Source organism: Variovorax paradoxus EPS (genome assembly GCF_000184745.1).
GTDB classification, from domain to species: Bacteria; Pseudomonadota; Gammaproteobacteria; order Burkholderiales; family Burkholderiaceae_C; genus Variovorax; species Variovorax paradoxus_C.
Window position 1 is genome coordinate 3469369 of the sequence record NC_014931.1, and the last position, 22357, is coordinate 3491725.

Here is a 22357-nt window from a genome sequence, read left to right on the forward strand (position 1 = left end):
CGGCTTAGGCTTCAGTCGTCATCGGCTGCATCGAGTCCCGGAAACAGGACCTCGGTGTAGCCGAAGCGCGAAAAGTCGCGCACCCGCATCGGGTACAGCTTGCCCAGCAGGTGATCGACTTCATGCTGCACCACGCGCGCATGAAAACCGCTGGCCACCCGGTCGATAGGGTCGCCGTACGGATCGAAGCCGGTATAGCGGATGTTGGCGAAGCGCGGCACCACGCCGCGCAGGCCCGGCACCGACAGACACCCTTCCCAGCCCTCTTCCTCGTCCTCGCCGATGGGCGTGATGACGGGGTTCAGCAGCACGGTGCGGGGCACTGGCGGCGCGTCGGGATAGCGGGGGTTGACGATGTCGGTGCCGAAGATCACGAGTTGCTGGTCCACGCCGATCTGCGGGGCCGCGAGGCCGGCGCCATTGACCGCATGCATGGTCTCGAACATGTCGCGCACCAGGAGGTGCAGTTCGTCGGTGTCGAAAGCGGCGACCGGCTGCGCGATGCGCAGGAGCCGGGGGTCGCCCATCTTGAGTATTTCGCGAATGGCCATCGCGGGATTATCGCGATGGCTTCGAGGCCGCGCTCAGGGGATGCCGCCGGGATTGTTCTTCGAGTCCGGCGAAGACCAAAGCCTTGCCGCGCCGCGCGGCTGCTGCGGGCGATACTGCGGCAGCGGCGACACGCCCGTGTTGCCCGTGGGCGGCACGATCGCTCCGCCGCCCGGTGGGCGGCCACCGCCGCCCCAGCCAGGACGCGGCCCGCCGGGGCGAACCGCCGGATAGCCGGGTCGAACGCCTGGGTAGCCTGGCCGGCCGTAATAGGGACGCCGGTCGTAGTAGCGGCCTCCATCGTAGTAGCCCCCGCCCTGGATGTAGACGGGTGCCGGCTGAACGACGACAGGATCCGAATAGTAAGGGTCCGAGTAGCCACCCGAGTAGTACGGATCGCCGGGAACCGCAACGCAGCCCGTCAGCAGCGCAACGCCACCGAGGGCAATGCTGGCACCAAGAACGCGAATTTTTTGCATGAGGGGCTCCTTGTTGGCCTTCAGTTGTCTTTCAACGCCAGGTTGTAGACCCTGTTGACTGCGCTCCGATGAAGCTAGGTAACGGCCGGTAAAGAGGCCGCCGGTGGCGCTCTCATTCCGTGATGCCGTTCTCGAGAATCTCCAGCATACGCGCCTCGTCGATCACCGCCACCCCGATTTCCCGGGCCTTGTCGAGCTTGCTGCCGGCTTCTTCGCCGGCCACGAGGTAATGGGTCTTCTTGCTGACGGAGCCGGCGACCTTGGCCCCGGCTGCCTCCAATTTATCCTTCGCCTCGTCGCGGCCCAGCGTAGGAAGGGTGCCGGTGATCACGAAGGTCAGGCCCGCCAAAGGCTTGGGCGCGCGAGCTGCGGGCTCGCCCTCTTCCCAGGTCAGCCCGCAGGCGCGCAGTTGCTCGACGACCTCGCGGTTGTGCGGCTGGTCGAAGAAGGTGCGAAGGCTCTGCGCCACCACCGGCCCCACGTCGTTGACCTCGAGCAGCTGCTGTTCGGTCGCGTCCATGATGGCGTCGAGCTTGCCGAAATGCTTGGCCAGGTCCTTCGCCGTGCTTTCGCCCACGTGCCGGATACCCAGCCCGAACAGGAAGCGCGGCAGCGTGGTTTTCTTGGACGCTTCGAGTGCGTCGACCAGATTCTTGGCTGACTTCTCGGCCATGCGGTCCAGCCCCGCGAGCGTGGTGAATCCGAGCTTGTAGAGATCGGGCAAGGTGCGGATGAGGTTGGCATCCACCAGTTGCTCGACCAGCCTGTCGCCCAGCCCGTCGACATCGACCGCGCGCCGCGCCGCGAAGTGCAGGATGGCCTCCTTGCGCTGCGCCGCGCAGAACAGCCCGCCGGTGCAGCGGTAATCGACCTCTTCCTCTTCGCGCACGGCTTCCGAGCCGCACACGGGGCACTTGTGAGGCATGGTGAAGACCGGGCCGCGTTCGCCCTCTGGCTTGGCGAGGCTCTCGGGCACCACGCCGACCACTTCGGGAATCACGTCTCCGGCACGCCGCACGATGACCGTGTCACCCACGCGCACGTCCTTGCGGCGGGCCTCGTCCTCGTTGTGCAGCGTGGCGTTGGTCACGGTCACGCCGCCGACGAACACCGGCGCGAGCTTGGCCACCGGCGTGAGCTTGCCGGTGCGGCCGACCTGGATCTCGATGCCGAGCACGTCGGTCAGCTGCTCCTGCGCCGGGTATTTATGTGCCACGGCCCAGCGCGGCTCGCGCGATACAAAGCCCAGTTGCCGCTGCAGTTCGATGCTGTCGACCTTGTAGACCACGCCGTCGATGTCGTAAGGCAAGGCATCGCGCTGCCGGCCGATGTTCTCGTGGAACGCGATCAGCTCGATGGCACCGGTCGCCCGCGCGGTCTGCGTGGCCACCGGAAAACCCCAGGCATGGAACTGCTGCAGCCAGTCGAACTGGGTCGGGCAATCCGGCCCGCCTTCTGCGGCCGGCGTGACTTCGCCCAGGCCGTACGCGAAGAAGCTCAGCGGCCGCGCCGCGGCAATCGCCGGATCGAGTTGCCGCACCGCGCCGGCCGCCGCATTGCGCGGATTCACGAAGATCTTCTCGTTCTTCTGGCCGGCCGCGATCTTCTCGCGCTGGCGTTCGTTGAGCGCGTCGAAATCGGCACGCTTCATGTAGACCTCGCCGCGCACCTCGACCACGGGCGGCGCCTTGCCGCTGAGCCGCAGCGGAATTTCGCGCACCGTGCGGATGTTCTGCGTGACGTCTTCGCCGACCTCGCCGTCGCCGCGCGTCGCCGCCTGCACCAGCACGCCGTCTTCGTAGCGCAGGTTCATGGCGAGGCCGTCGAACTTGAGCTCGCACACATATGACACCTGCGGACCGTCCTCGGCCAGGCCCAACTCCTTGCGCACACGCGCATCGAAGGCACTGGCGCCGCCCGGCGTGATGTCGGTCTCGGTACGGATCGACAGCATCGGCACCTTGTGGCGCACCTTGGTGAAACCGTCGAGCACCTTGCCGCCCACGCGCTGCGTCGGCGAATCGGGCGTGCGCAGCTCGGGAAATTCAGTCTCCAGGGCCTGCAGTCGCTGGAAGAGCTTGTCGTACTCGGCGTCGGGCAGCTCGGGCGCGTCGAGCACGTAATAGAGGTGGGCGTGCTTGTGAAGCTGTTCGCTCAGTGCGGCGGCTTCGCGTGCCGCTTCGTCGCGCGTCGTCATGTGGGTGTCTCCCGAAGGTCGGAGTTAGCTGAAGAGGCGCCGTGCGAGCGGTGAACCCGCCGCGAGATCACGTGCATCGAGCGTGTCGTAGAGCTGCTCGAGGTCGTTGCCGATGACGTCCATCGTCTCGTCGCGCAACAACTGACCGTCGCTGTCGGTCACGACACCGTCCATCTCGCGCGCGAGCGTGGCGGCGGCTTCGCGCATGCGGCGGAACGGCTCTTCGGCGCGATCGACCTGCGGCACGTCCAGGCTCAGGCTGAGTTCGCGGATGGCCGATTGCGCCGGATCGTCGGCCAGCGCTGCCTGCGTATCGAAGGCCAGCCCGAGGATCGGCGGCAAGCCGGCTTCACCGGTCGGCAGCACCATGCGCCCCGGGATGATGCCTGTCACGAAACCAAGCCGCGCGGCGTTCTGCTGCACGTAGCCCGGGCTCCAGGCCGCGTGCAGCGCACGTAGCACGAAGCCGAGCTGGGCGTCGTGCGCGCTCGCGAACTGGTCGAGCTCGCGGGCCCGCGCCACCTCGTCGAGCATCTCGGGAAATTCGGGCGAGCCGTTGACCGCATCGGCGAAAGCCTGTGCCTTGACCACGAATTCGGAGTATTCGATCTCGTTGAGCGCGCCCGTGCGGTTGGCCAGTTGCACGCCGACCTGGAACGCGCTGTAGCGCTGCCCGGCCACGGGCGGCTCCCATTGGCCCGTGTGCTCGTTGAGGCCTTCGATGGCGACCGGCTTACTGCCCGCACGCCGCGTCGGCGGCATGGCTGCGATGGCGGCGTCGCCCGAAGCGAGTCCGTCCAGCGACACCGGCGCGATCACGTCGATCAGCGGATCGAGCCCGCCGCGCCGCTCGCCGGTGGCGACCGGAACGCCGCTGGGCGCCGGCAGGTCGGGATCGAACAGCGGCTCGTGACGGTCTTGCGCCGATATCTGCTTCGGATCGACGTGCAGCATCGGCTCCACGCCGTCGCCCGACGACATCGAGCGCTCCACATCGGCCAGCGCGGTATCCACCGCATCGGGCTGGCGCGGCGCATTGCGGCGCGACATGAAGGTTTCGTAGCCGACGACGGCCGCGAGAACGAGGCCTCCAAGAATGGAGAGAGCGAGAGTGAGATTGCTCATGCGCGCCGCCAGCTCAAGCGGCCTCGACCATGGAGGCCGCGGCCTCCATGTCCACCGCGACGATGCGCGAAACGCCCTGCTCCTGCATCGTGACGCCGATCAACTGCTCGGCCATTTCCATGGCGATCTTGTTGTGGCTGATGAAGAGGAACTGGGTTTCGCGGCTCATGGCGGTCACGAGTTTGGCATAGCGTTCGGTGTTGGCGTCGTCCAGCGGCGCGTCCACTTCGTCCAGCAGGCAGAACGGTGCCGGGTTGAGCTGGAAGATCGCGAACACGAGCGCAATGGCCGTGAGCGCCTTCTCGCCGCCCGAGAGCAGGTGGATGGTCTGGTTCTTCTTGCCGGGCGGCTGCGCGAGCACCTGCACGCCGGCGTCGAGGATTTCGTCGCCCGTCATCACCAGCCGCGCATTGCCGCCGCCGAAGAGCTCGGGGAACATGCGGCTGAAGTGCTCGTTGACGATCTTGAAGGTGCCGCCGAGCAGGTCGCGCGTTTCGGCGTCGATCTTGCGGATCGCGTCTTCGAGCGTGCCGATGGCTTCGTTCAGGTCGGCCGACTGGGCATCGAGGAAGGTCTTGCGCTCGCTGGCAATCGCGAGTTCGTCAAGCGCGGCGAGGTTCACCGCGCCGAGTGCGACCACTTCGCGGTTGAGACGGTCGATTTCGCTCTGAAGTCCGGTCAGGCGCACCTTGTCGGTCTCGATGGATTGCGCAATGGCTTCGAGATCGGCGCCGGCATCTTCCAGCAACTGCTGGTATTGCTCGACACCCAGGCGCGCGGCCTGCTCCTTCAACTGGAATTCGGTGATGCGCTGGCGCAGCGGATCGAGTTCGCGCTCCAACTGCAGGCGGCGCTCGTCGCTGGCGCGCAGCTTGAGCGTGAGGTCGTCGTACTGGCTGCGGGCTGCACCGAGCGAGGTTTCGCGTTCGAGCTTGAGGGACAGCGCGTCCTGCAGGCCGGCCTGCGCAGCGGCGTCGGAGAGCCGGCTCAGCTCGGCGCGGGCGCGCTCGTCTTCGTCGGTGAGCGCCACGACCTGCTGCGATGCGGTCTCGATCGCGCGGTTCAACTCTGCACGACGGGCTTCGAGCGTGCGCTGCGAGAAGGTGGCTTCCTGCGCCTGCCGCTCCAGGCTGCGGTGCTGCTCGCGGCTGGCATTCAGCGCACGGCCGGCTTCGATGACGCGCTCGTCGAGCTGGGCGTGGCGCTCCTGGCTGTCGGCCAGTTGCATGTCGAGCTCTTCGAAGCGGCCTTCGGCGGCGATGCGCTTCTCTTGCAGTTCTTCGAGTTGCGCATCGACTTCGCCGAGGTCGGAGGCCAACTGCTGGCTGCGCGCACGCGTTTGCTCGGCGAGCTGGGTCATGCGCAGGGTTTCGACCTGCAATTCGTGGGCGCGCGACTGGGTGTCGGCGGCTTCGCGGCGTGCGGTCACGAGGCGTTGCGCTGCGTCGCCGTAGGCGGCTTCGGCGCGAATCAGCGCAGTGCGCGCCTCTTCGTTGATGAGGGTCTGAGCGCGGAGCTGGCGCTCCAGGTTTTCCATTTCCTGCTGGCGGGCCAGGAGGCCGGCCTGCTCAGAGTCGGGCGCGTAGAAGTTGACGCTGTGCGAGGACACGGCATGGCCGCTCTGCACGTAGATGACTTCGCCCGGCTGCAGCGTGGCGCGCTGCGCCAGTGCTTCTTCAAAGCTGGAGGCGGTGTAGCAGCCGTGGAGCCAGTCGTTCAGCAAGGCTTGCTGGCCGGCATCGTTCAGCCGCAGAAGGCTAGACAGCCGCGGCAGCGTCGCCACGCCCTGAGGCGCACCGGCCGATGGCGGGCTGTAGAACGCCAGCTTGGCCGGCGGCGCGTCATTGCCGAAGGCGCGGACCATGTCGAGCCGGCTGACTTCGAGCGCGCCCAGGCGCTCGCGCAATGCGGCTTCGAGCGCGCTTTCCCAGCCCTGCTCGATGTGAATGCGGCTCCACAGGCCCTGCAGGCCGTCGAGGCCATGCTTGGCGAGCCAGGGGGCCAGCTTGCCGTCGGTCTTGACCTTTTCCTGCAGCGCACGCAGCGCTTCGAGCCGCGCCGAGAACTCGGCGTGGCGCGCGCCTTCGGTGTTGACGGCCTGCTGCTTCGCGCGGCGGTCGTCGTCCAGTTGCGGCACGGCTTCCTGCAGCTCGTGCAGGCGGGCCTCGGCTTCGCTAGCGGTTTCCTGCGCGACGGCGAGCTGCTCCTGCATGTCGAGCAGACGCGCCTCGTCGGGCGCGGCCAGCGCGTTCTGGTCGGCGCGCAGGCGCTCGCTGCGCAGCGTGAGCTGTCGGCTCTGGTCTTCGATGTTGCGCTGGTCGGCGGCCAGAACCTGGATCTGCTGCTGCACCTGCGACACGGTCGTGCGCTGGCTGTTGGCTTCGTTCTGGGCGCGCTGCACGGCTTCTTCGAGCTCGGGCATGCGCGCGTCGTGTTCTTCGAGCTGTGCGGCCAAAAGGATGGCTTGCTCTTCGGCATCGACGCCCCTCCCGGCCAGCGTCTCGATCTCTGCTTCGGCTTCTTCACGGCGCGTGCCCCACTGGCCCATCTGCTCGCGCAGCTGCACGAGCCGCTGCTCGACGCGCTGGCGGCCTTCGACAACGAAGCGAATTTCGCCTTCGAGCCGGCCGACTTCGGCACTGGCCTCGTAGAGCTTGCCCTGCGCCTGGTTGACCTGGTCGCCGGCCGCGTAATGGGCCTGGCGCACGGTCTCGAGTTCGGCTTCGATGTGGCGCAAATCGGCGGTGCGCGATTCGAGGTCGTTGATCGCGCGCTCGGAATCGGACTTGATCTTGGCCTGGTCGGCATCGCTCTCGCTGCGCTTCAAGAACCACAGCTGGTGCTGCTTCTTCGTGGCTTCGCCCTGCAGCGTGTTGTACCGCGCAGCCACCTCGGCCTGCTTCTCGAGCTTCTCGAGGTTGGCATTGAGCTCGCGCAGGATGTCTTCGACGCGCGTCAAGTTCTCGCGCGTGTCGCCCAGGCGGTTTTCGGTCTCGCGGCGACGCTCCTTGTACTTGGAGACGCCGGCTGCTTCCTCGAGGAACAGACGCAGTTCCTCGGGCTTGGATTCGATGATCCGGCTGATCGTGCCCTGGCCGATGATGGCATAGGCGCGCGGGCCGAGGCCGGTGCCGAGGAACACGTCCTGCACGTCGCGGCGGCGCACCGGCTGGTTGTTGATGTAGTAGCTGCTGGTGCCGTCGCGCGTGAGCACGCGCCGCACCGCGATTTCGCCGAACTGGTTCCACTGGCCGCCGGCGCGGTGGTCGGCGTTGTCGAACACCAGCTCGACGCTCGAGCGGCTGGCCTGCTTGCGGGTGGTCGTGCCGTTGAAGATCACGTCCTGCATCGACTCGCCGCGCAGTTCGGAGGCGCGCGATTCGCCGAGCACCCAGCGCACCGCATCCATGATGTTCGACTTGCCGCAACCGTTGGGCCCGACCACGCCAACCAATTGGCCCGGCAGCAGGAAGTTGGTGGGTTCGGCGAACGACTTGAAGCCCGAAAGCTTGATGGAATTAAGACGCACGACTTGTCGGCCTGCCTTGGCGTTAACGCCAAGGTATTGATTTGTAAGGAAAATTGCACGGGCTCGCTGCTCGAAGCGAGCCGCCGCCCCAGCCGTGGATGATAACGTCAGGGCATGAGTGTTTCTCCGGTTTTACCCCTTGCGGCGCGGCGCACCTGCCTCTTGGCAGGCGCCGCGTCCTTGCTTGGCCTGGCGGGCTGTTCTTCGTTTCGGTCGACCGACCGCGCCGAGCCCTATGCCAACCAGGAATGGTTGCAGTCCGGCGCCAACCGCATCGCGAACCTCTCGCTGCGCGACAACCTGCAGTCGATCCGGCGCGTCCAGACCACGCTCTACCGGCGCAACCCGCGGGAGTGGCGCAAGTCGGCCGCGAGCATCGACGAAGCCATCCAGCGCACCTGGGACGCCATCCTCAAAGGCCCCGATCTGCCCGAGCTGCGCGGCGCCAACGGCATCGAGGCTATCCGTCTGGCTTTCGAGACCGGACCGCAGTCCTACCAAGGCGATCGCGTCGCCGCGCTGGTGGTCGGCTGGGCCGCGATGCTCAAGCAGGCCAACGGCGGCACCTGGGAGCAGACCATGATCGACGGCGTCGACGCCGAGAACAGCTACCGGGCCGCGCGCAATTTCGAGATCTCGCTCTGGCTGATTTCCTCCAAGACCGGCCCCGACGGCCAGCCACTGCTGCTGGCCACCGAGATCAGCGAGCGCGGCCGCAACCTCGTGGCCGACCGCGAGCTGTCGAAGGTGGTGGCCCGGCTCGACCTGCTTGCCGCGCAGGCCGACGAGAAGTACCGGCGCGCGGCACTCGATTTCGGCCAGAACTGGGTGATGGGCGTGGTCATGCCTTTGTTCACCCTGGTGCCCAAATAAGCTGGATAGCCGCGACACCGTCCAGGAAATATATTTCCCAAAATGGAGTTTCCGGTAATATCTTTTCCGTGAACAGACAAGAGCTCATCAACACCCTGGTCGCACGGCGCGATGCGTCAGGCCTCTCGACCGCCGAGATCGCGCTGCGCTCCGGGCTCACCGAGCGCTCGGTCCGCAATGCCCTGAGCCTTCAGGGCAATCCGCAAATGTCCTCCCTGCTCGCGCTGGTCGATGCGCTCGGGCTGGAACTGCAACTGGCGCCCAAGGGCTTCGGTGAAACCGCAGCCACCGATCCCGGCTATCGCCCTGTCGCCACCCGCGTGGGCCACGCGGTCGCGCAGGCGCCGGCCCCGCCGCCATACACCACCACCAACAACAAACGCCGCTCGCCATGAACGTCAAGATCCTGGAGATCTCGCTCGGCACACGGCGTTTCGGCAAGCTCTTCCAGTACGCCGACCTGTGCCGCTTCGTGGCGGAGCCCGAACTGATCGCCGCACCGCCGCAGGAGGTGCTCTCCCTCTCGATGGTGGCGAGCGACCCCGCCACGCAAGCCGCCCTCTGGGCCGACGTGAAGAACCCGCTCTTCAATGCCCAGGGCGGGCAGCTCCCGCGCTTCTTCCAGAACCTGCTGCCCGAGGGCGTGCTGCGCAGCCACATCGCGCAACTGCGCGGCTGCCGAGAAAACGATCACTTCGAACTGCTCGCGGCCTGCGGCGGCGACCTGCCCGGCGCGGTGAGCGCCAAGCCGGTGTCGGTGGACCGCGGCACGCTGCAGCGGCTCATCACCCAGGACCAGGACGCACTCGAAATGTCCGTGGTCGAACTGCCGATGCCGCAGGGCATCTCGGTGTCGGGCGTGCAACCGAAGCTGGGCCTGCGCCGCCAGGGCGGGCGCTACGTGGCGCGCACGCGGGCCGGCGCGAGCACGCGCGTGATCGCCAAGCTACCGGTGGCTGGGCGGCCGCACATGCCGCAGCTCGAAATGTTCTCGCTGCAGATGGCGGGCGCCGCGGGTGTCACGGTATGCGAGGCCGAATTGGCACCGCTCTCGGCCATCAAGGCCGAGCACAGCTACGCGCTGCCCGACGAGCCCGACTTCCTGGCCGTGACGCGCTTCGACCGCGACGGCGCGCGCCGCATCCACTTCGAGGACTTCGCGCAGGTGCTCGCCGTCGACCCGATGCACAAGTACAGCGCCAGCTACCTCGACATGGCGCTCGCGATGCAGGCGTTCCCGTCGCTGGGCGAAGACGCGGTGCTCGAACTCGTGCGCCGCCTCGCGGTGAACGATTTGCTCGGCAACCCCGACGCCCACCTGAAGAACTTCGGCGTGCTGTACGCCGACGGCATCGCGCCACGATTGGCGCCGGCCTACGACATCGTCGCGTACGCAGCGATCCAGGGCGTCGACGGCCATGCCCTGCCGCTGCTACCGAACGCAGGCGCCACGCCCAAGCGCACTGCCCTCTTCACGCCCGCCAATGTGCGCGCCTTCTGCTTCTCGACCGGCCTGCACGAACCGCTGGTGCGCCGCGTGGTCACTGACACGGCACGGCTCGCACGCAGTCTCTGGCCCGAAATGATCGACGCCTCGACGCTCCCCGCGCCGTGGAAAAAACGGCTGCAGCAACGCTTGCAGGCACACCCCTTGCTGCAAGGCATGGCCAAGCGCGGCAAGTAACAAACAGAAAAACACGCCCCCTAGAATGATTCAGCCCTTCACCCCTCAACCCATTCGAGGCAGCAGCAACTCATGAGCTCCATCAATTTCATCGGCGGCGAAAAAGGCGGTGTCGGCAAGTCGGTCACGGCGCGCGTCCTGGCCCAGTACTTCATCGACCGCAGCCGCCCTTTCACCGGCTTCGACACCGACCGTTCGCACAGCTCGTTCACCCGCTTCTACGAAGGCTTCGCCTCGCCCGTCGTGGTCGACAGCTACGAAGGACTCGACACGGTCGTGAACGGCTTCGAGAGCAATCCGAAGCAAAGCGTGATCGTCGACTTGGCGGCCCAGACGCTGGCCCCGCTATCGCGCTGGATCAAGGAATCGGATCTCTTCGATGTGTTCGCCGAAATCGGCGTGACCGTCAATTTCTGGCACGTGCTCGACGACGGCAAGGACTCGACCGACCTCCTCGGCACGCTGATCGACACCTTCGGGAACCGGCCGAACTACATCGTGGTGCAGAACTACGGGCGCGGCAGCGATTTCGGGATGTTGCTGGCCTCGCAGTCGCTCTCCAAGGCGAATGCGAACGGTGCGCGGGTCATTGCATTGCCGCGCTTGCACGAAGCCAGCATGCGCAAGATCGATGCGCAGAACACGAGCTTCTGGAAAGCCGTGAACGATCGCGAAGGCGCGCACGCCCTGGGTCTGCTGGAACGCCAGCGCGTGAAGTCGTGGCTGGCTACGGCCTACGCCGCGTTCGACACGCTGCCGCTGTAACGCCCAGCCGCAGGCCTCAGATCATCCCGCCGTTGATCGAGATCACCTGCCCGGTGATGTAGGCCGCTTCGTCGCTGGCCAGGAACGACGCCAGCGCGGCCACTTCCTGCGGCGTTCCCGCCCGTTTCACCGGCACCATCTGGTTGATGACCGCGGGATCGAACACCGCATCCGCCATCGGCGACGTGATGATCCCCGGCGCGATCGCATTGACCGTCACGCCGCGCGACGCCACTTCGAGCGACAGCGCCTTGGTCGCGCTGTTGAGCGCGCCCTTGGCCGCGGCGTAGTTCACCTGCCCCCGGTTGCCCGTGATCGCCGACACCGACGAGATGTTCAGGATGCGCCCCCAGCGCGTGCGCATCATCGGCAGCAGCAACGGCTGCGTCACGCGGAAGAAGCCGTTGAGCGACACGTCGATCACCTTGTGCCACTGATCGGCGCGCATGCCCGGCAGCACCGCGTCGTCGTGCACGCCGGCGTTGTTGACGAGGATCTGGACCGGCCCGCCTTCCAGGATGCGCGTGCACGCGGCCGCCGAGGCCTCATCGCTGCGCAGGTCGAACACATGGCATTCCGCCTTGCCGCCCGCCGCCGTGATCGATGCGGCCAATTGCTCGACCGCTTCCGGCCGCGAGTTGGCATGCAGCAGCACCGTTGCGCCGTCCCGCGCAAATCGTTCGGCCATGGCCGCGCCGAGTGCGCCGCTGGCGCCCGTGATCAGTGCGCGTTTTCCTTCGAGACTCATGCTGCGGTGCTTTCTTGTGTTGCGAGCGGCGTGTTCAGGACCACCACGGCCCGCCCCTCGGCGAGCGTGCGGCCGTCGTCGGCGCTGACCGCGAATTCGTAGAGAACCTGTCGCTCGTCGCCCGACAGGCGCCGGGCCTGCACATGCAGTTCGCCCTCGACGTCGTCGAGCCGCGCGACGGCCAGCCGCACATTGCGCGCGCTCGCCAGAAAACCGGCCGAGGGCGTGCTGCCTTCAGCAGCCAGCAAACCGCCGTGCAGCGCCATGGCCTGCGCCGCGTATTCGATGGCGTTCGGAGCGAGCAATCCGCCGGTCGTGCGCAGCGGGTTGTCCAGCAGCCGGTGCGTGGTCGTGCTGCAGCGGATCACTTCCGTATCCCAGCCATCGAGCCGCTCCAGCAGGCACATGCTGCCGCTGTGCGGAATGCGCGCGGCGATGCCCGCGCGGTCGAGCGTCTGCGGTGCCGTCAAGCGGCGGCCTCCAGGTCGGCGACCAGCAGCACGTTGGCGAATGGCGTGCCTTCGCTCATCGGAATGCTTTGCACGCGGAAACCCAGGCGCTGCAGCAGCGCCGTCCATTCGGCGAGCGGACGGCCCCAGGTCGGCGAGACCTTGTGGCCGCGGATGCGCGTCACCGTGCGATCGACCCACTGGCTGATCGCGAAACCGCGGCGGCTCGACGCGTCGCCCACGCGCAGCAGCAGCCGCGCCTTCGGGTTGCCGCCGCGCCGGAGCGCATCGCGCACACGCGTCAGCACGCCCTCTTGCGCCGCGAGGTCCACGTAATGCAGCACGTCGAGGATCACGACCAGGTCGCAATCGGGCAAGGCGGCCGAGCACATGTCGGCGCACACCAGGCGCGGCGTCGGCTGCAAGTGGCCGACCGATGCCTCGGCGCGCGCCACGTCCTTGGGCATCAGTTCGATGCCGGTGTAGTCCGCGGCGGCCGGCGTGGCCGGCCATGAAGCAGGCCAGCGTCCTTGCTGCTGCATCGCGCTCATCGAGGCAAGCAGACTCACGAAGAGCCCTTGTCCGCAGCCGATGTCGACCACGCGCCGATGCTGCGCGTCGATCAGCCCGCGTTCGAGCAGGCCGCGAAACACCGGGTCGCGCCCCAGCTTGCCGCGTGCGAACTGCCAGGCGAAGGTGCCGCCCTTCTTGTAGGGAACGGTCGCGGCTTCGTGCAGTTCGCGCCATGCGTTGTCGGTCGACAGCGACGACATCACGGCACTCACAGCTTCATCCCTTCAGCCAGGGTCACGGCGCGCAATCCATCGGCGCGCAGGCGTTCGAGCAACAAGGGCAATACCTCCAGCAAAACGGGTTTTCCTTCGGCGGTGCGCGCGGCGTTGCCGTCGTGCAGCAACAGGATGTCGCGGGCCTGCAGGTTGCGGGCGAGGCGCGCCATCACCTTGGCGGGGTCGCCTTCGCGCGTGTCGAAACCGCGCCGCGTCCAGCTCACGAGCGAAAGGCCCAGGCGATGCAGCACGGGTTCGAGAAACGGATTGCGCAGCCCGGCGGGCGCGCGGAAACAGGTCGGGCGCTGGCCGGTGACCTCGGTCAGGATGTCCTGCGCCCGCGCGATCTCGCTAGCGAAGCCACGCGGTCCGAGGAACGAGAAGTTGTGCCGGTGCCGCGCCGTGTGGTTCTGGATGCTGTGGCCGCGCGCCACGATCTCGCGCGCCAGTTCCGGATGCGCCAGCACGCGCTCGGCGATGCAGAAGAAGGTGGCGCGCTGGCCGTGCGCGTCCAGCAAGTCGAGCACGCGAGGCGTGACTTCGGGCTCGGGCCCGTCGTCGATGGTGATCGCCACTTCGCGGCGAGCCGCCGCCGCTTCGGGCAGCTGTGTGACGTTGGGGCCCAGCAGGTTGCTGCGCGGCGTGAGGCCGGCGCCGGTGATCAGCGCGTGGTTTAGCACGATCGCGCCGACTGCCCACGGCCACGCGCCCGGCACCAGCACGCCCGCGCCGATGGCGGCCACATGCAAGGCCGCGCTGGCGCGCATGGCCGGCGGCCAGGGCCAGGATTCGGAAGCGGTGACGACTGCGGAAGACATGGCGGCGGATTTTCCCATCAGGTGCGCCGCACGGACGGCGCCACACGCCGGGCAAACGCCGCCGACAGCAGCAGCGCCAGCAACGCCCCCGGGGCCACCACACGACCGATCGACGATAGTGCCGGGATATCCGATATCGCGATTAAGCCAAATGACACCACCGTCGTGAGGTTCGCCAGCATCAGCGAGGCCAGCGTGTCTTCATCCGCCCGCCCTGTCGTGCGCAGTTGGTCGAAGAACAGCGCGTAGTTCGAACCCACCGCCACGATCAGCAGCAGCCCCACCAGATGGAGGATGCCGAGCGCAGCCTGCGCCAGCGCCATGCCGCCGAGCGTGAGCATCACCGCGAACACCAGCGGCTGGCACACGGCCAGCAGGCGGCGCCACGACCGCAGGTAGATGCCCAGCAGCACCACGACCGCCAGCGCGCCGAGCAGCACCTGTACGAAGGCTTCATGCAGATAGCGCTGGTACAGGCTCGCGAGTTCGCGGCCGACATCGACCACCTGCACGTCGGTCGTGCCCGCGAGCGCGGCTTCGAGCCGGCCCTGGTCGAATTTCGTTCCGGGGTGCAGCACCAGCAGCGTCGCCCACCCGCCGCCCGGACGCTGGTACATCAGCGTATTCAGCACCGAGCCGAGCGGTCCGCCAGCCAGGTCGGCGCGCTGCACGGGCGATTGCTTGCGCGCCGCCTCGATGTCGGCCAGGAACGGCCCGAGCCGCGAAGCCGGCAGCGGCAGGCCCTTCGTCGCTTCGGCCAGGCTGGTTTGCAGCGTGGCCGCGTCGGGCAGGCTCGCAATGCGCGCACGCTGCGTGGCCGCGCTGGGCAGCACGCGCGTGACGGCCTCGTAGCCGACGAGTTCGCCCGTGTCGACCAGCGCATCGAGCTTCGCCGCCGCCGCTTCGGTGTTCTGCAGCGCCGCCTGATCGTCGTCGCCGTAGGCCACGACCAGCACGCCGCCGTCGCTCGCGCCGATGTCGTTGCGCAGCATCTCGTCGAGCTGCTGGGCCGACTTGGGCACCGGGCTCATCGCGCCCAGGTCGGCGCGCCATAGGTGCCCGCCCTGCCACAGCACCAGCCCCAGCGCAGCCACGCCCAGCGCGGCCAGCGGCCAGCGCAGGCGCGGCAGGCCGCGCACCAGCATGCCGGCGAGCTGCGCCATGTACTTGCGCATGCCCATGCCGGTCGCGCCGTCGGGTGCGAGCATCGGCAGCACATAGCGCGTGGCCAGCGCGGCGGAGACCAGGCCGGCGATGGAGAACACGCCCAGTTGCGCCAATCCCGGAAAGCCCGAGAACACCAGCGCCGCGAAGCCGCACACCGACGTCAGCAACCCGAGCCGCACGGTGGGCCAGTTCAGGTCTCGCCAGCGCTGCCAGCCGGTGCCGGCCACGTTGGCGCCGCGCGCCTGGATCAGGTAATAGATGGCGTAGTCCACCGTCTCGCCGATCAGCGTGCTGCCGAAGCCCAGCGTGAGGCCGTGCACCGAACCGAACACCAGGCTCACGCTCGCGGTGCCGATCACCACGCCCGTCGCCACTGGCAGAAAGGCGATGAGCAGCGCGCGCGGCGAGGCGAAGGCCAGCAGCAGCAACACGCCCATCACGATGCCGCCGACGATCGCGAGATGAATGGCTTCGGTCTTGATCTTGTCGCGGCTCATCACCGAGAACACCGGCGGGCCGCTCAGCAGCAGCTTGGGCTTGGCCTCGCCCATCTCGCGCGTGGCGGCGTCGAAGGCCGCGTGCACCTTCGCGATGGCCACGGCCTGCGCGTCGAGGTCGCTGCCGGCGGCGCGGGTGGTGGCGATCATCAGCGCGCGGGGCGCGCTGCGCGACATCCACACGCCGTCTTCGCTGCGCGGCGAGCTCGCGGGCACCAGTTCCATGGCGATGCGCTGGGTCTCGCCGGTCGGGTCGCGGTCGAGAAAGGGCTTGATCACGTTGCCGGCCGGCGTGCCCAGCATCGACAGCGTCTCGTTGATCGCGTCGCGCAGGCCCTCGGCCGTGAAGTGCCCCGGCACGGCCGCGGGCGAGAGTTGATAGCGGTGCTGGAACACCCAGGTGCCCGCCTCGCTCCAGTCGCCGACGTCGCCGTTCTGGATCAGGTCGAAGAGCTGGCTCTCACGCATGACCTTCGCCGTGGCACGCGAGGCCGCGGCGCGCTGCTCGGCGCTGCCGCCCTCGATGCCCAGCATCAGCGTGCGCGAGGCGACGCCGCTTTGCAGTTGCTCGATCAGCACGCGCTGGCGCAGGTCCGGGCTCTTGGGCAGGAAGGCCGAGAGATCGGCGCCGATCTGCGTGCGCGCGATGACGACGGCACCGCACAGCAGCACCAGCAGCCACGCGATCAACACGACGGCCCTCTGCCGCCAGCCCGGCGGGCCGCCCGCCTGCGGCGCCGCATTCACGGTGGTCACGGTGTGGTGCGTCCGGCCGCGCCGGACGGGGCCGCGGGCGCGTTCGGCGAGATGGTCATGACCGAGCGATCACCGCCGATGAACTCCATCTCCAGCCCCAGCACGTCGCTCGCGCGGCCGCTGATGCGGATGCTGCGCACCTGCGCGGCCAGGCGGCTGTCCATGGGCGTGAGGTCGAGCGTCCACTTGCCCGGCGCGCCCGTCACCGTGCTCTTGAAATAGCGCTGCAGCGTGGCGCCGTCGCCGCTCAGCGTGCCGCGCATGGCTTCGACCAGGCCGAGCAGCTCGGGCATGCTGTCCAACGCCAGCGTGCGGTTGCGGCCACCGCGCGAGAGCGTGAGCGTGTTGCCGTCGACGGCCATGGTCTCCGCGCGCGGCGACAGCGTGCGGCGCACGAGCTTGTCGGGCGCCTCGAAGCTCAGCGTGCCGCTCGCGTCGAGCGGGCCTTCCAGGCCGTGCACGAAGCGTTGTTCGGTGAAGCGGGCCTCGCCGCTCTTCTGCTTGGCCAGGAGGCCCATCAACTCGGGCAGGTCGAACGCCCACGCCGGCGCGGCGCAGAAAGCCACCGCAAGCACCAATACCTTGCAAAGCCGGTCAAGCCGCATCTTCGAGCCAGAAATCATGAAAGTTGAACCAGTTGTACGGATAAGCGCGGCACAGCGCCTCCAGGCGTGCGACGTAGGCCTCGACCGCGGCGCGGATGCGCCGCTCGCGGTCCGCGGCGTCGACCGGCGGCTCGGCAAAGTCTGCGAGCGGATCGAACCGGACATCGTAACGAGCGCCGCCGCCATAGAGGCCGGCCATGAAGAACACCTTGCGGCGCAGCAGTGCTGCCAGGCGGAACGGCCCGTCGTTGAAGGAAGCCGGCTGGCCAAGGAACGGCAGCACGATGCTGTTGCCGCGGTGGTGCGAAGGCTGGTCTTCGCTGCCCGGCAGGGTGCGGTCGGCCAGCATGCCGCCCAGGCCGCCGTCGTCGAGCCAGTCGCGCAGCGCGAGCATCGAATTCGGCCGGCCGAGCGCGATCACGTGGGGCCGCATCTCGGGCACCGCGATGTGGTTGAGGATGGCCGTGATGCGCCGTGCGTTGTCGGGGTACATCAGCATCGCGAGGCGCAGGCCCTGCTGCTGCGTGCGGTGCTTGCAGGCACCCATCACCTCGAAGCTGCCCACGTGCGCACCGAGCAGAAAGGCGCCCCGCCCTTCGGCCGCTTCGGTTTCGAGCGGTTCGTTGCCTTCGATCGCGATCTTGAAAAGATCCATGCGGCCGCGGAGGAAATACACCCGGTCGAGCACCGTCGAGGAGAACGCGTGCAGCAGCCGGTAGCCGTCGATCCAGCCCGCGTGCGGGCCGATGGCCCGGAACAAATAGCGCTTGATCTGCCGGCGCGGCGCGGGCGCGAACAACAGGAAGTAAAGACTGATCGGCGGCAGCAGCAGCCGCGTGACGTGGCGACCGCACACCAGCGCCATGAAACAGATGCAGCGCAGCGCAAGCATGTTGCTGCGCTCGGGCGCCTGGGTCCAGCCGCCCTTCTGCGTGGTCTGCGCAGACTGGGCAGCCTCGTTGAGGGCGCGCGTTTCGGCGTCGGTGTGCTTCATCACGCGGACTCTTGCACGGCAGTCCAGCGGCCGGTGACAGCCACCACGCCGTCGCAGCGCACGTCGAAGCGCACGCCGCGGCCGGCACCGGCTTCCGGTTGCAGTTCGATGGAGAGCGTGCTGCCGGGCCGCACCGGCGCCAGGAACTTGGCCGCCGCGAGCGTCGGACTCACCCCAAGGCGCGCGACCAGCGCCGGTACGCGCTGGATCGCTTCCATGACCTCGGCCAGCACCAGCGCGCCGGGCAGCAGCGGCTGGCCGGGGAAATGGCCGGAGAAAGAAGGATGGTCGACGGGCACGGTGTGTGCGATCTTCACCGGCGTGTCGTCTTCCGCGAGCTGCGCCAGCGCGAATTCGCGCAGCGCCCGCACCGTGAGCTTGCCGGTGCCTTCGCGCGGGAAAGACTTCACCTGCACCACGCGCCGCGGCACGAACACCGGCTCCAGGCGCTGGCGCAGCGCGGCGATGATCTCGCTCGCCGCCAGCGTGGGCGCCACCACGAAGGCCACCGGACGCACGACGCCGTCGGCCACTTCGTCGGGCAGCCAGAACGCGCCGTCGTCCACGCCGGGAATGCTGTTCAGGTGGTAGTTCAGGTGCGCGAGCGAACTGCGCCGGCCGGCCACATGGATCAGGTCGTTGGCGCGGCCGAACAGGCGAAAGCGCCGGTCGTCCAGGAGCTCGAGCACGTCGGCCATGGGCGTCGGCTCGGGAATGAAGTCGCCCTCGAAGATGAAGCGCTCGGGCCCGTCGCCCTCGCCCGGCTCCGCACGCACGCGGATCTGGCCGAAGTTTTCCCAGATCTCGCTTTCGGTCGTGCGGCGCGTGGCGACCTGGCCCGACTCGGTGCTGCCGTAGATTTCGAGCAGCACCGCGCCCATGGCCTGCTCGGCCTGGAGCGCGAGCTGCGGCGACAGCGGCGCGGTGGCCGAGAGGATCAGGTCCACCGGCTGCAGTTCGATGCCCGACAGCAGCAGCGTCTTCAGATGGAACGGCGTGGTCACCAGCGCGCGCGGGCGCGGCACGGAGGCCAGCGTCTGCGCCACGTCGGCCGGGAAAAAGGGCCGTCCGCTTTCGAACATGGCACCGCCCAGCATCGCGAGCAACACCGACGATTCGAGGCCGTAGCTGTGCTGCACCGGCACGGTCGCGACCAGCGTCAGGCCTTCGAGCGACGGACGGCCGAGGACGCGGCTGAGCCGCTCGACCGCGACGGCCACGTCGCCCACCAGCGTGCGCCAGTTCTTGGCATGCGGCTGCGGCGCGCCGGTGGAGCCCGAGGTGAGCAGGCTGGCCGCGTGCATCGCGCCGTCGAATGCGGGCACCGTCGCGTCCGCGTCGCCTTCGAGGCTGGAGCGGTCCTCGATCAGCACGCGCTGCATGCCGGGCGTCTGCTGCTTCGTGTCGTCGGTGAGCGCGAAAAGGCGGGTGCCGTGGCTTTCGACCAGGCGCGCCAGCGTGTCGGGGCGCGCGTCGGGCGGCAGCAAGCTCGCGTGGCCGCGCATCAGCGCGGCACCCAGGCTCACCGCGAAGGCGTAGCGGTCGACGCACAGGTTGACTGCGGGGCCTTCGGCCGGCAGCACCGGCGCGAAGCGAGCCACGTCGGCCAGGAACTGGCGGGTGCTCACAGGCTCGCCTGCACGCCAGGCCAGAGGGGCGTCGGGGTCGCGGTCCGCGAGCAGGGGCAGGAAGGGGTTGTCTGTCGTCACGCGGGCTGCGCCTGTGTCACCGGGGGCCGGCGCCGTTGTCGATCGTCGAGGTGCCGTAGAAAGCACGCACCGCATCGACAAGCCGGGTGCGCTCGAACTCGGGATGCAGCCTGTAGCGCACCAGGTGCTCGCCGACGAACAACAGGGCCACCGACACCGGCGACAGCACATTGGCCAGCAGCGACCAGGCCGAGAACGGCATCGTCAGGTAGACCACGATCGACGACACGACCACGACCGCGAAATACACGGTCCAGACCTGCGTGAGATGTGTCGTGTAGGACAGCATGTGCCCCTTGAGCGGATGCACGCGCTGCGCGAACTGCGTGATCAGCGGCAGCCCGCGGCCGCGCAGCGTGGAGCCGAACCAGCCGCAGAGCGCGCCGTTGATGCCGACGTGCTGCAGCACATAGAGGCGGTTCGGATCGCCCGCTTCACCCAGGAAGACCAGCGAGAAGCCGCCGATGCCCAATGCCATTGCGGCCGCAAAGCCCCAGCGGCCGAACCAACTGGCGGCGAAACCCATGGCCGCAAGCCACAGCGGGCCGAGCAACACCACCACCGCCCACGGCTCGGTGGCGTGGAACAGGGTCATCCAGTGGGAAAGGCCGGCATAGGCCACTCCCACCATCAGCAGGAGTGCTATTCGCCATCGTGACATGGGATTCAGGGAGCGGCGCGGTGCTGGGCGACGTGCGTCGCGAGCGTGCGCAGCGACTGGAAGATCTGCTGGTTGCGTTCGTCGTCCGAACGCAGCTGGAAGCCATAGCGCCGCGAGACTTCGAGCGCGACTTCGAGGATGTCGATGGAGTCAAGGCCCAAACCTTCGCCGTACAGCGGCTCGGTGGGGACGATGTCCTCGGGCGCAACCTCGAGATTGAGGGCGTTCACGAGCAGCACGGCGAGTTCTTTTTCGATCGGCGACTGTTCTGACGCATCGCCAGTGGCGGGAATGGGGGGCTGAGCAGTCGATGACAAAAAAACCTCCTGAAAACTTTTTCCTGAACCTATCGTGCGGCCGTGGATTATAGGAGTGCGGCCCAGGGCCTGTTCACCCTGTGCGAGGGCCCTAGACTACCCGCTTCGATACGACCGGAGCCTCTCATGGCAGACCCCCTTCTGATCGCCCGCCACGACAGCATCGAGTGCGCCCTCCTCCCCAGTCTTGCCAACCGCCACGGTCTCATTACCGGTGCCACCGGCACCGGCAAGACAGTCACCCTCCAGACCATCGCCGAGAAGCTCTCCAGCATCGGCGTGCCGGTGTTCATGGCCGACGTCAAGGGCGACCTGACGGGCATCAGCCAGAAAGGCACCATCGGCGGCAAGCTGGCCGCCACGCTCAAGGAACGCGGCATCGACGTTCCCGAGCCCTCCGCCTGCCCCGTCACGCTGTGGGACGTGTTCGGCGAACAGGGCCACCCGGTGCGGGCCACCGTGTCCGACATGGGCCCGCTGCTGCTGGGCCGCATGCTCGACGTGAACGAAACCCAGGCCGGCGTGCTGAACCTGGTGTTCAAGATCGCCGACGACAACGGCATGCTGCTGCTCGACCTGAAGGACCTGCGCGCCATGCTGCAGTACGTGGGCGAGAACTCCAGCCAGTTCACCACCGAGTACGGCAACATCAGCGCCGCCAGCGTGGGCGCCATCCAGCGCGGCCTGCTGCAGATCGAGACCCAGGGCGGCGACAAGTTCTTCGGCGAGCCGATGCTCAACATCGCCGACTTCATGCAGACCGTGGGCGGCAAGGGCGTGGTCAACGTGCTGGCGGCCGACAAGCTGATGAATTCGCCGCGCCTGTACGCGACCTTCTTGCTGTGGATGCTGTCGGAGCTGTTCGAGCAGTTGCCCGAAATCGGCGATCCCGATCAGCCCAAGCTCGCCTTCTTCTTCGACGAGGCCCATCTGCTGTTCAACGAGGCACCCAAGGCGCTGGTCGAACGCATCGAACTCGTGGTGCGGCTCGTGCGCTCCAAGGGCGTGGGCGTGTATTTCGTCACCCAGAACCCGCTGGACATTCCCGACACGGTGCTGGCCCAGCTCGGCAACCGCGTGCAGCATGCGCTGCGCGCCTTCACCCCGCGCGACCAGAAGGCCGTGAAGGCGGCCGCCAGCACGATGCGCCAGAAGCCCGGCCTCGACATCGAGACCGCCATCACCGAACTCGCCGTCGGCGAGGCGCTCGTGAGCTTCCTCGATGAAAAGGGCCGCCCGAGCGTGACCGAGCGCGTGTTCGTGCTGCCGCCGGGCAGCCAGCTCGGCCCGATCACGCCCGACCAGCGCAAGGCATTGATCGCCAACTCGCTCGTGGCCGGCGTGTACGAGAAAACCGTGGACCGCGAATCGGCCTACGAAAAGCTCAAGGGCCGCGCCGAGTCCGCACCCAATGCGCCCGCGGCCAAGGGGCCCGCCGGCGGGGCCGGCACCGAGGAAGCCGGCTCCGGCATGGGCGGCATGCTCAACGACATGATCTTCGGCAGCACCGGCCCGCGCGGCGGCAAGCGCGACGGCTTGGTGCAGACCATGGCCAAGTCGGCGGTGCGCACCATGGGCACGTCGGTGGGCAAGGAGATTTTGCGCGGCGTGCTCGGCGGGATCTTCGGCAGCAAGAAGCGCTGAAGC

Annotated in this window: 20 protein-coding genes; 5 read left to right on the forward strand and 15 right to left on the reverse strand. The window is 68.0% G+C overall.

What is annotated here, in order from left to right; all coding sequences use genetic code 11:
- Positions 1–11 precede the first annotated feature (11 nt).
- The 5 genes from def to smc form a co-directional block, all read right to left on the reverse strand.
- Positions 12–551 (reverse strand): peptide deformylase, encoded by a 540-nt coding sequence (def, locus tag VARPA_RS16055; protein WP_013541635.1) that lies wholly within the window; start codon positions 549–551, stop codon positions 12–14.
- Positions 552–584: 33 nt separating this feature from the next.
- Positions 585–1028, reverse strand: coding sequence for a hypothetical protein (locus VARPA_RS16060; protein WP_013541636.1), 444 nt, complete (start codon positions 1026–1028; stop codon positions 585–587).
- A 112-nt stretch (positions 1029–1140) separates the two neighbouring features.
- Positions 1141–3225, reverse strand: a complete 2085-nt coding sequence (gene ligA, locus VARPA_RS16065; protein ID WP_013541637.1) for an NAD-dependent DNA ligase LigA — start codon at positions 3223–3225, stop codon at positions 1141–1143.
- 24 nt (positions 3226–3249) lie between these two features.
- On the reverse strand, positions 3250–4350 hold the full coding sequence (locus VARPA_RS16070; RefSeq protein ID WP_013541638.1) for a cell division protein ZipA C-terminal FtsZ-binding domain-containing protein: 1101 nt from the start codon (positions 4348–4350) through the stop codon (positions 3250–3252).
- A 13-nt stretch (positions 4351–4363) separates the two neighbouring features.
- The gene (gene smc / locus VARPA_RS16075; RefSeq protein WP_013541639.1) at positions 4364–7879 is read right to left on the reverse strand and encodes a chromosome segregation protein SMC; all 3516 of its coding nucleotides are present in this window, start codon (positions 7877–7879) and stop codon (positions 4364–4366) included.
- A gap of 114 nt (positions 7880–7993) precedes the next feature.
- Between smc and VARPA_RS16080 the strand changes: the two genes are divergently transcribed.
- The 4 genes from VARPA_RS16080 (at position 7994) to VARPA_RS16095 (ending at position 11201) form a co-directional block, all read left to right on the forward strand.
- Positions 7994–8752 (forward strand): hypothetical protein, encoded by a 759-nt coding sequence (locus VARPA_RS16080; RefSeq protein ID WP_041942926.1) that lies wholly within the window; start codon positions 7994–7996, stop codon positions 8750–8752.
- A gap of 68 nt (positions 8753–8820) precedes the next feature.
- Positions 8821–9147, forward strand: coding sequence for a transcriptional regulator (locus VARPA_RS16085; RefSeq protein ID WP_013541641.1), 327 nt, complete (start codon positions 8821–8823; stop codon positions 9145–9147).
- The gene (locus VARPA_RS16090) at positions 9144–10436 is read left to right on the forward strand and encodes a type II toxin-antitoxin system HipA family toxin (RefSeq protein ID WP_013541642.1); all 1293 of its coding nucleotides are present in this window, start codon (positions 9144–9146) and stop codon (positions 10434–10436) included. Before VARPA_RS16085 ends, VARPA_RS16090 begins: the two co-directional genes overlap by 4 nt.
- Positions 10437–10508: 72 nt before the next feature.
- Positions 10509–11201, forward strand: coding sequence for a mobilization protein (locus VARPA_RS16095; protein ID WP_013541643.1), 693 nt, complete (start codon positions 10509–10511; stop codon positions 11199–11201).
- A gap of 16 nt (positions 11202–11217) precedes the next feature.
- On the opposite strand, the gene fabG is transcribed toward VARPA_RS16095, so the two are convergent.
- Genes fabG through VARPA_RS16145 form a run of 10 tightly spaced genes read right to left on the reverse strand, consistent with a single transcriptional unit; the run spans position 11218 to position 20710 of the window.
- A complete protein-coding gene (fabG, locus tag VARPA_RS16100) occupies positions 11218–11949 on the reverse strand; it encodes a 3-oxoacyl-ACP reductase FabG (protein WP_013541644.1) in 732 nt (243 codons plus the stop codon).
- Entirely contained in the window at positions 11946–12419 is a 474-nt protein-coding gene (locus tag VARPA_RS16105; protein ID WP_013541645.1) for a 3-hydroxyacyl-ACP dehydratase, read from the reverse strand. Before VARPA_RS16105 ends, fabG begins: the two co-directional genes overlap by 4 nt.
- Positions 12416–13171: a class I SAM-dependent methyltransferase gene (locus VARPA_RS16110; RefSeq protein ID WP_013541646.1), complete on the reverse strand. Its 756-nt coding sequence runs from the start codon at positions 13169–13171 to the stop codon at positions 12416–12418. The genes VARPA_RS16105 and VARPA_RS16110 overlap by 4 nt, the downstream gene beginning before the upstream one ends.
- An 8-nt stretch (positions 13172–13179) precedes the next feature.
- Complete coding sequence (locus tag VARPA_RS16115; RefSeq protein WP_013541647.1) at positions 13180–14022, reverse strand: polysaccharide deacetylase family protein; 843 nt, start codon at positions 14020–14022, stop codon at positions 13180–13182.
- Positions 14022–16424 (reverse strand): MMPL family transporter, encoded by a 2403-nt coding sequence (locus VARPA_RS16120; RefSeq protein WP_013541648.1) that lies wholly within the window; start codon positions 16422–16424, stop codon positions 14022–14024. Before VARPA_RS16120 ends, VARPA_RS16115 begins: the two co-directional genes overlap by 1 nt.
- The gene (locus VARPA_RS16125) at positions 16421–17047 is read right to left on the reverse strand and encodes a LolA-related protein (RefSeq protein WP_041942928.1); all 627 of its coding nucleotides are present in this window, start codon (positions 17045–17047) and stop codon (positions 16421–16423) included. Before VARPA_RS16125 ends, VARPA_RS16120 begins: the two co-directional genes overlap by 4 nt.
- Positions 17019–18023 carry an acyl-CoA synthetase gene (locus VARPA_RS16130; protein ID WP_013541650.1) on the reverse strand — a complete coding sequence of 335 codons (1005 nt, stop codon included), beginning with the start codon at positions 18021–18023 and terminating at the stop codon, positions 17019–17021. The genes VARPA_RS16125 and VARPA_RS16130 overlap by 29 nt, the downstream gene beginning before the upstream one ends.
- Complete coding sequence (locus VARPA_RS16135) at positions 18023–19732, reverse strand: AMP-binding protein (RefSeq protein WP_013541651.1); 1710 nt, start codon at positions 19730–19732, stop codon at positions 18023–18025. The genes VARPA_RS16130 and VARPA_RS16135 overlap by 1 nt, the downstream gene beginning before the upstream one ends.
- 16 nt (positions 19733–19748) lie before the next feature.
- Positions 19749–20393 carry a membrane protein gene (locus VARPA_RS16140; RefSeq protein WP_041942929.1) on the reverse strand — a complete coding sequence of 215 codons (645 nt, stop codon included), beginning with the start codon at positions 20391–20393 and terminating at the stop codon, positions 19749–19751.
- Between the two features lie 5 nt (positions 20394–20398).
- Positions 20399–20710, reverse strand: coding sequence for a phosphopantetheine-binding protein (locus VARPA_RS16145; protein ID WP_013541653.1), 312 nt, complete (start codon positions 20708–20710; stop codon positions 20399–20401).
- Positions 20711–20836: 126 nt separating this feature from the next.
- Here VARPA_RS16145 and VARPA_RS16150 point away from each other — a divergent pair, with 126 nt between their 5' ends.
- A complete protein-coding gene (locus VARPA_RS16150; protein WP_013541654.1) occupies positions 20837–22354 on the forward strand; it encodes a helicase HerA-like C-terminal domain-containing protein in 1518 nt (505 codons plus the stop codon).
- Positions 22355–22357 lie beyond the last annotated feature (3 nt).

Excerpts from the sequence above, each read along its gene's own strand:
- VARPA_RS16150 (WP_013541654.1), top strand. The coding sequence starts at position 20,837 with ATGGCAGACCCCCTTCTGATCGCCCGCCACGACAGCATCGAGTGCGCC.
- VARPA_RS16130 (WP_013541650.1), bottom strand. The coding sequence starts at position 18,023 with ATGAAGCACACCGACGCCGAAACGCGCGCCCTCAACGAGGCTGCCCAG.
- VARPA_RS16070 (WP_013541638.1), bottom strand. The coding sequence starts at position 4,350 with ATGAGCAATCTCACTCTCGCTCTCTCCATTCTTGGAGGCCTCGTTCTC.
- VARPA_RS16110 (WP_013541646.1), bottom strand. The coding sequence starts at position 13,171 with ATGTCGTCGCTGTCGACCGACAACGCATGGCGCGAACTGCACGAAGCC.
- VARPA_RS16140 (WP_041942929.1), bottom strand. The coding sequence starts at position 20,393 with ATGTCACGATGGCGAATAGCACTCCTGCTGATGGTGGGAGTGGCCTAT.
- ligA (WP_013541637.1), bottom strand. The coding sequence starts at position 3,225 with ATGACGACGCGCGACGAAGCGGCACGCGAAGCCGCCGCACTGAGCGAA.
- def (WP_013541635.1), bottom strand. The coding sequence starts at position 551 with ATGGCCATTCGCGAAATACTCAAGATGGGCGACCCCCGGCTCCTGCGC.
- VARPA_RS16060 (WP_013541636.1), bottom strand. The coding sequence starts at position 1,028 with ATGCAAAAAATTCGCGTTCTTGGTGCCAGCATTGCCCTCGGTGGCGTT.
- VARPA_RS16090 (WP_013541642.1), top strand. The coding sequence starts at position 9,144 with ATGAACGTCAAGATCCTGGAGATCTCGCTCGGCACACGGCGTTTCGGC.
- VARPA_RS16080 (WP_041942926.1), top strand. The coding sequence starts at position 7,994 with ATGAGTGTTTCTCCGGTTTTACCCCTTGCGGCGCGGCGCACCTGCCTC.
- fabG (WP_013541644.1), bottom strand. The coding sequence starts at position 11,949 with ATGAGTCTCGAAGGAAAACGCGCACTGATCACGGGCGCCAGCGGCGCA.
- VARPA_RS16095 (WP_013541643.1), top strand. The coding sequence starts at position 10,509 with ATGAGCTCCATCAATTTCATCGGCGGCGAAAAAGGCGGTGTCGGCAAG.
- VARPA_RS16115 (WP_013541647.1), bottom strand. The coding sequence starts at position 14,022 with ATGGGAAAATCCGCCGCCATGTCTTCCGCAGTCGTCACCGCTTCCGAA.
- VARPA_RS16125 (WP_041942928.1), bottom strand. The coding sequence starts at position 17,047 with ATGATTTCTGGCTCGAAGATGCGGCTTGACCGGCTTTGCAAGGTATTG.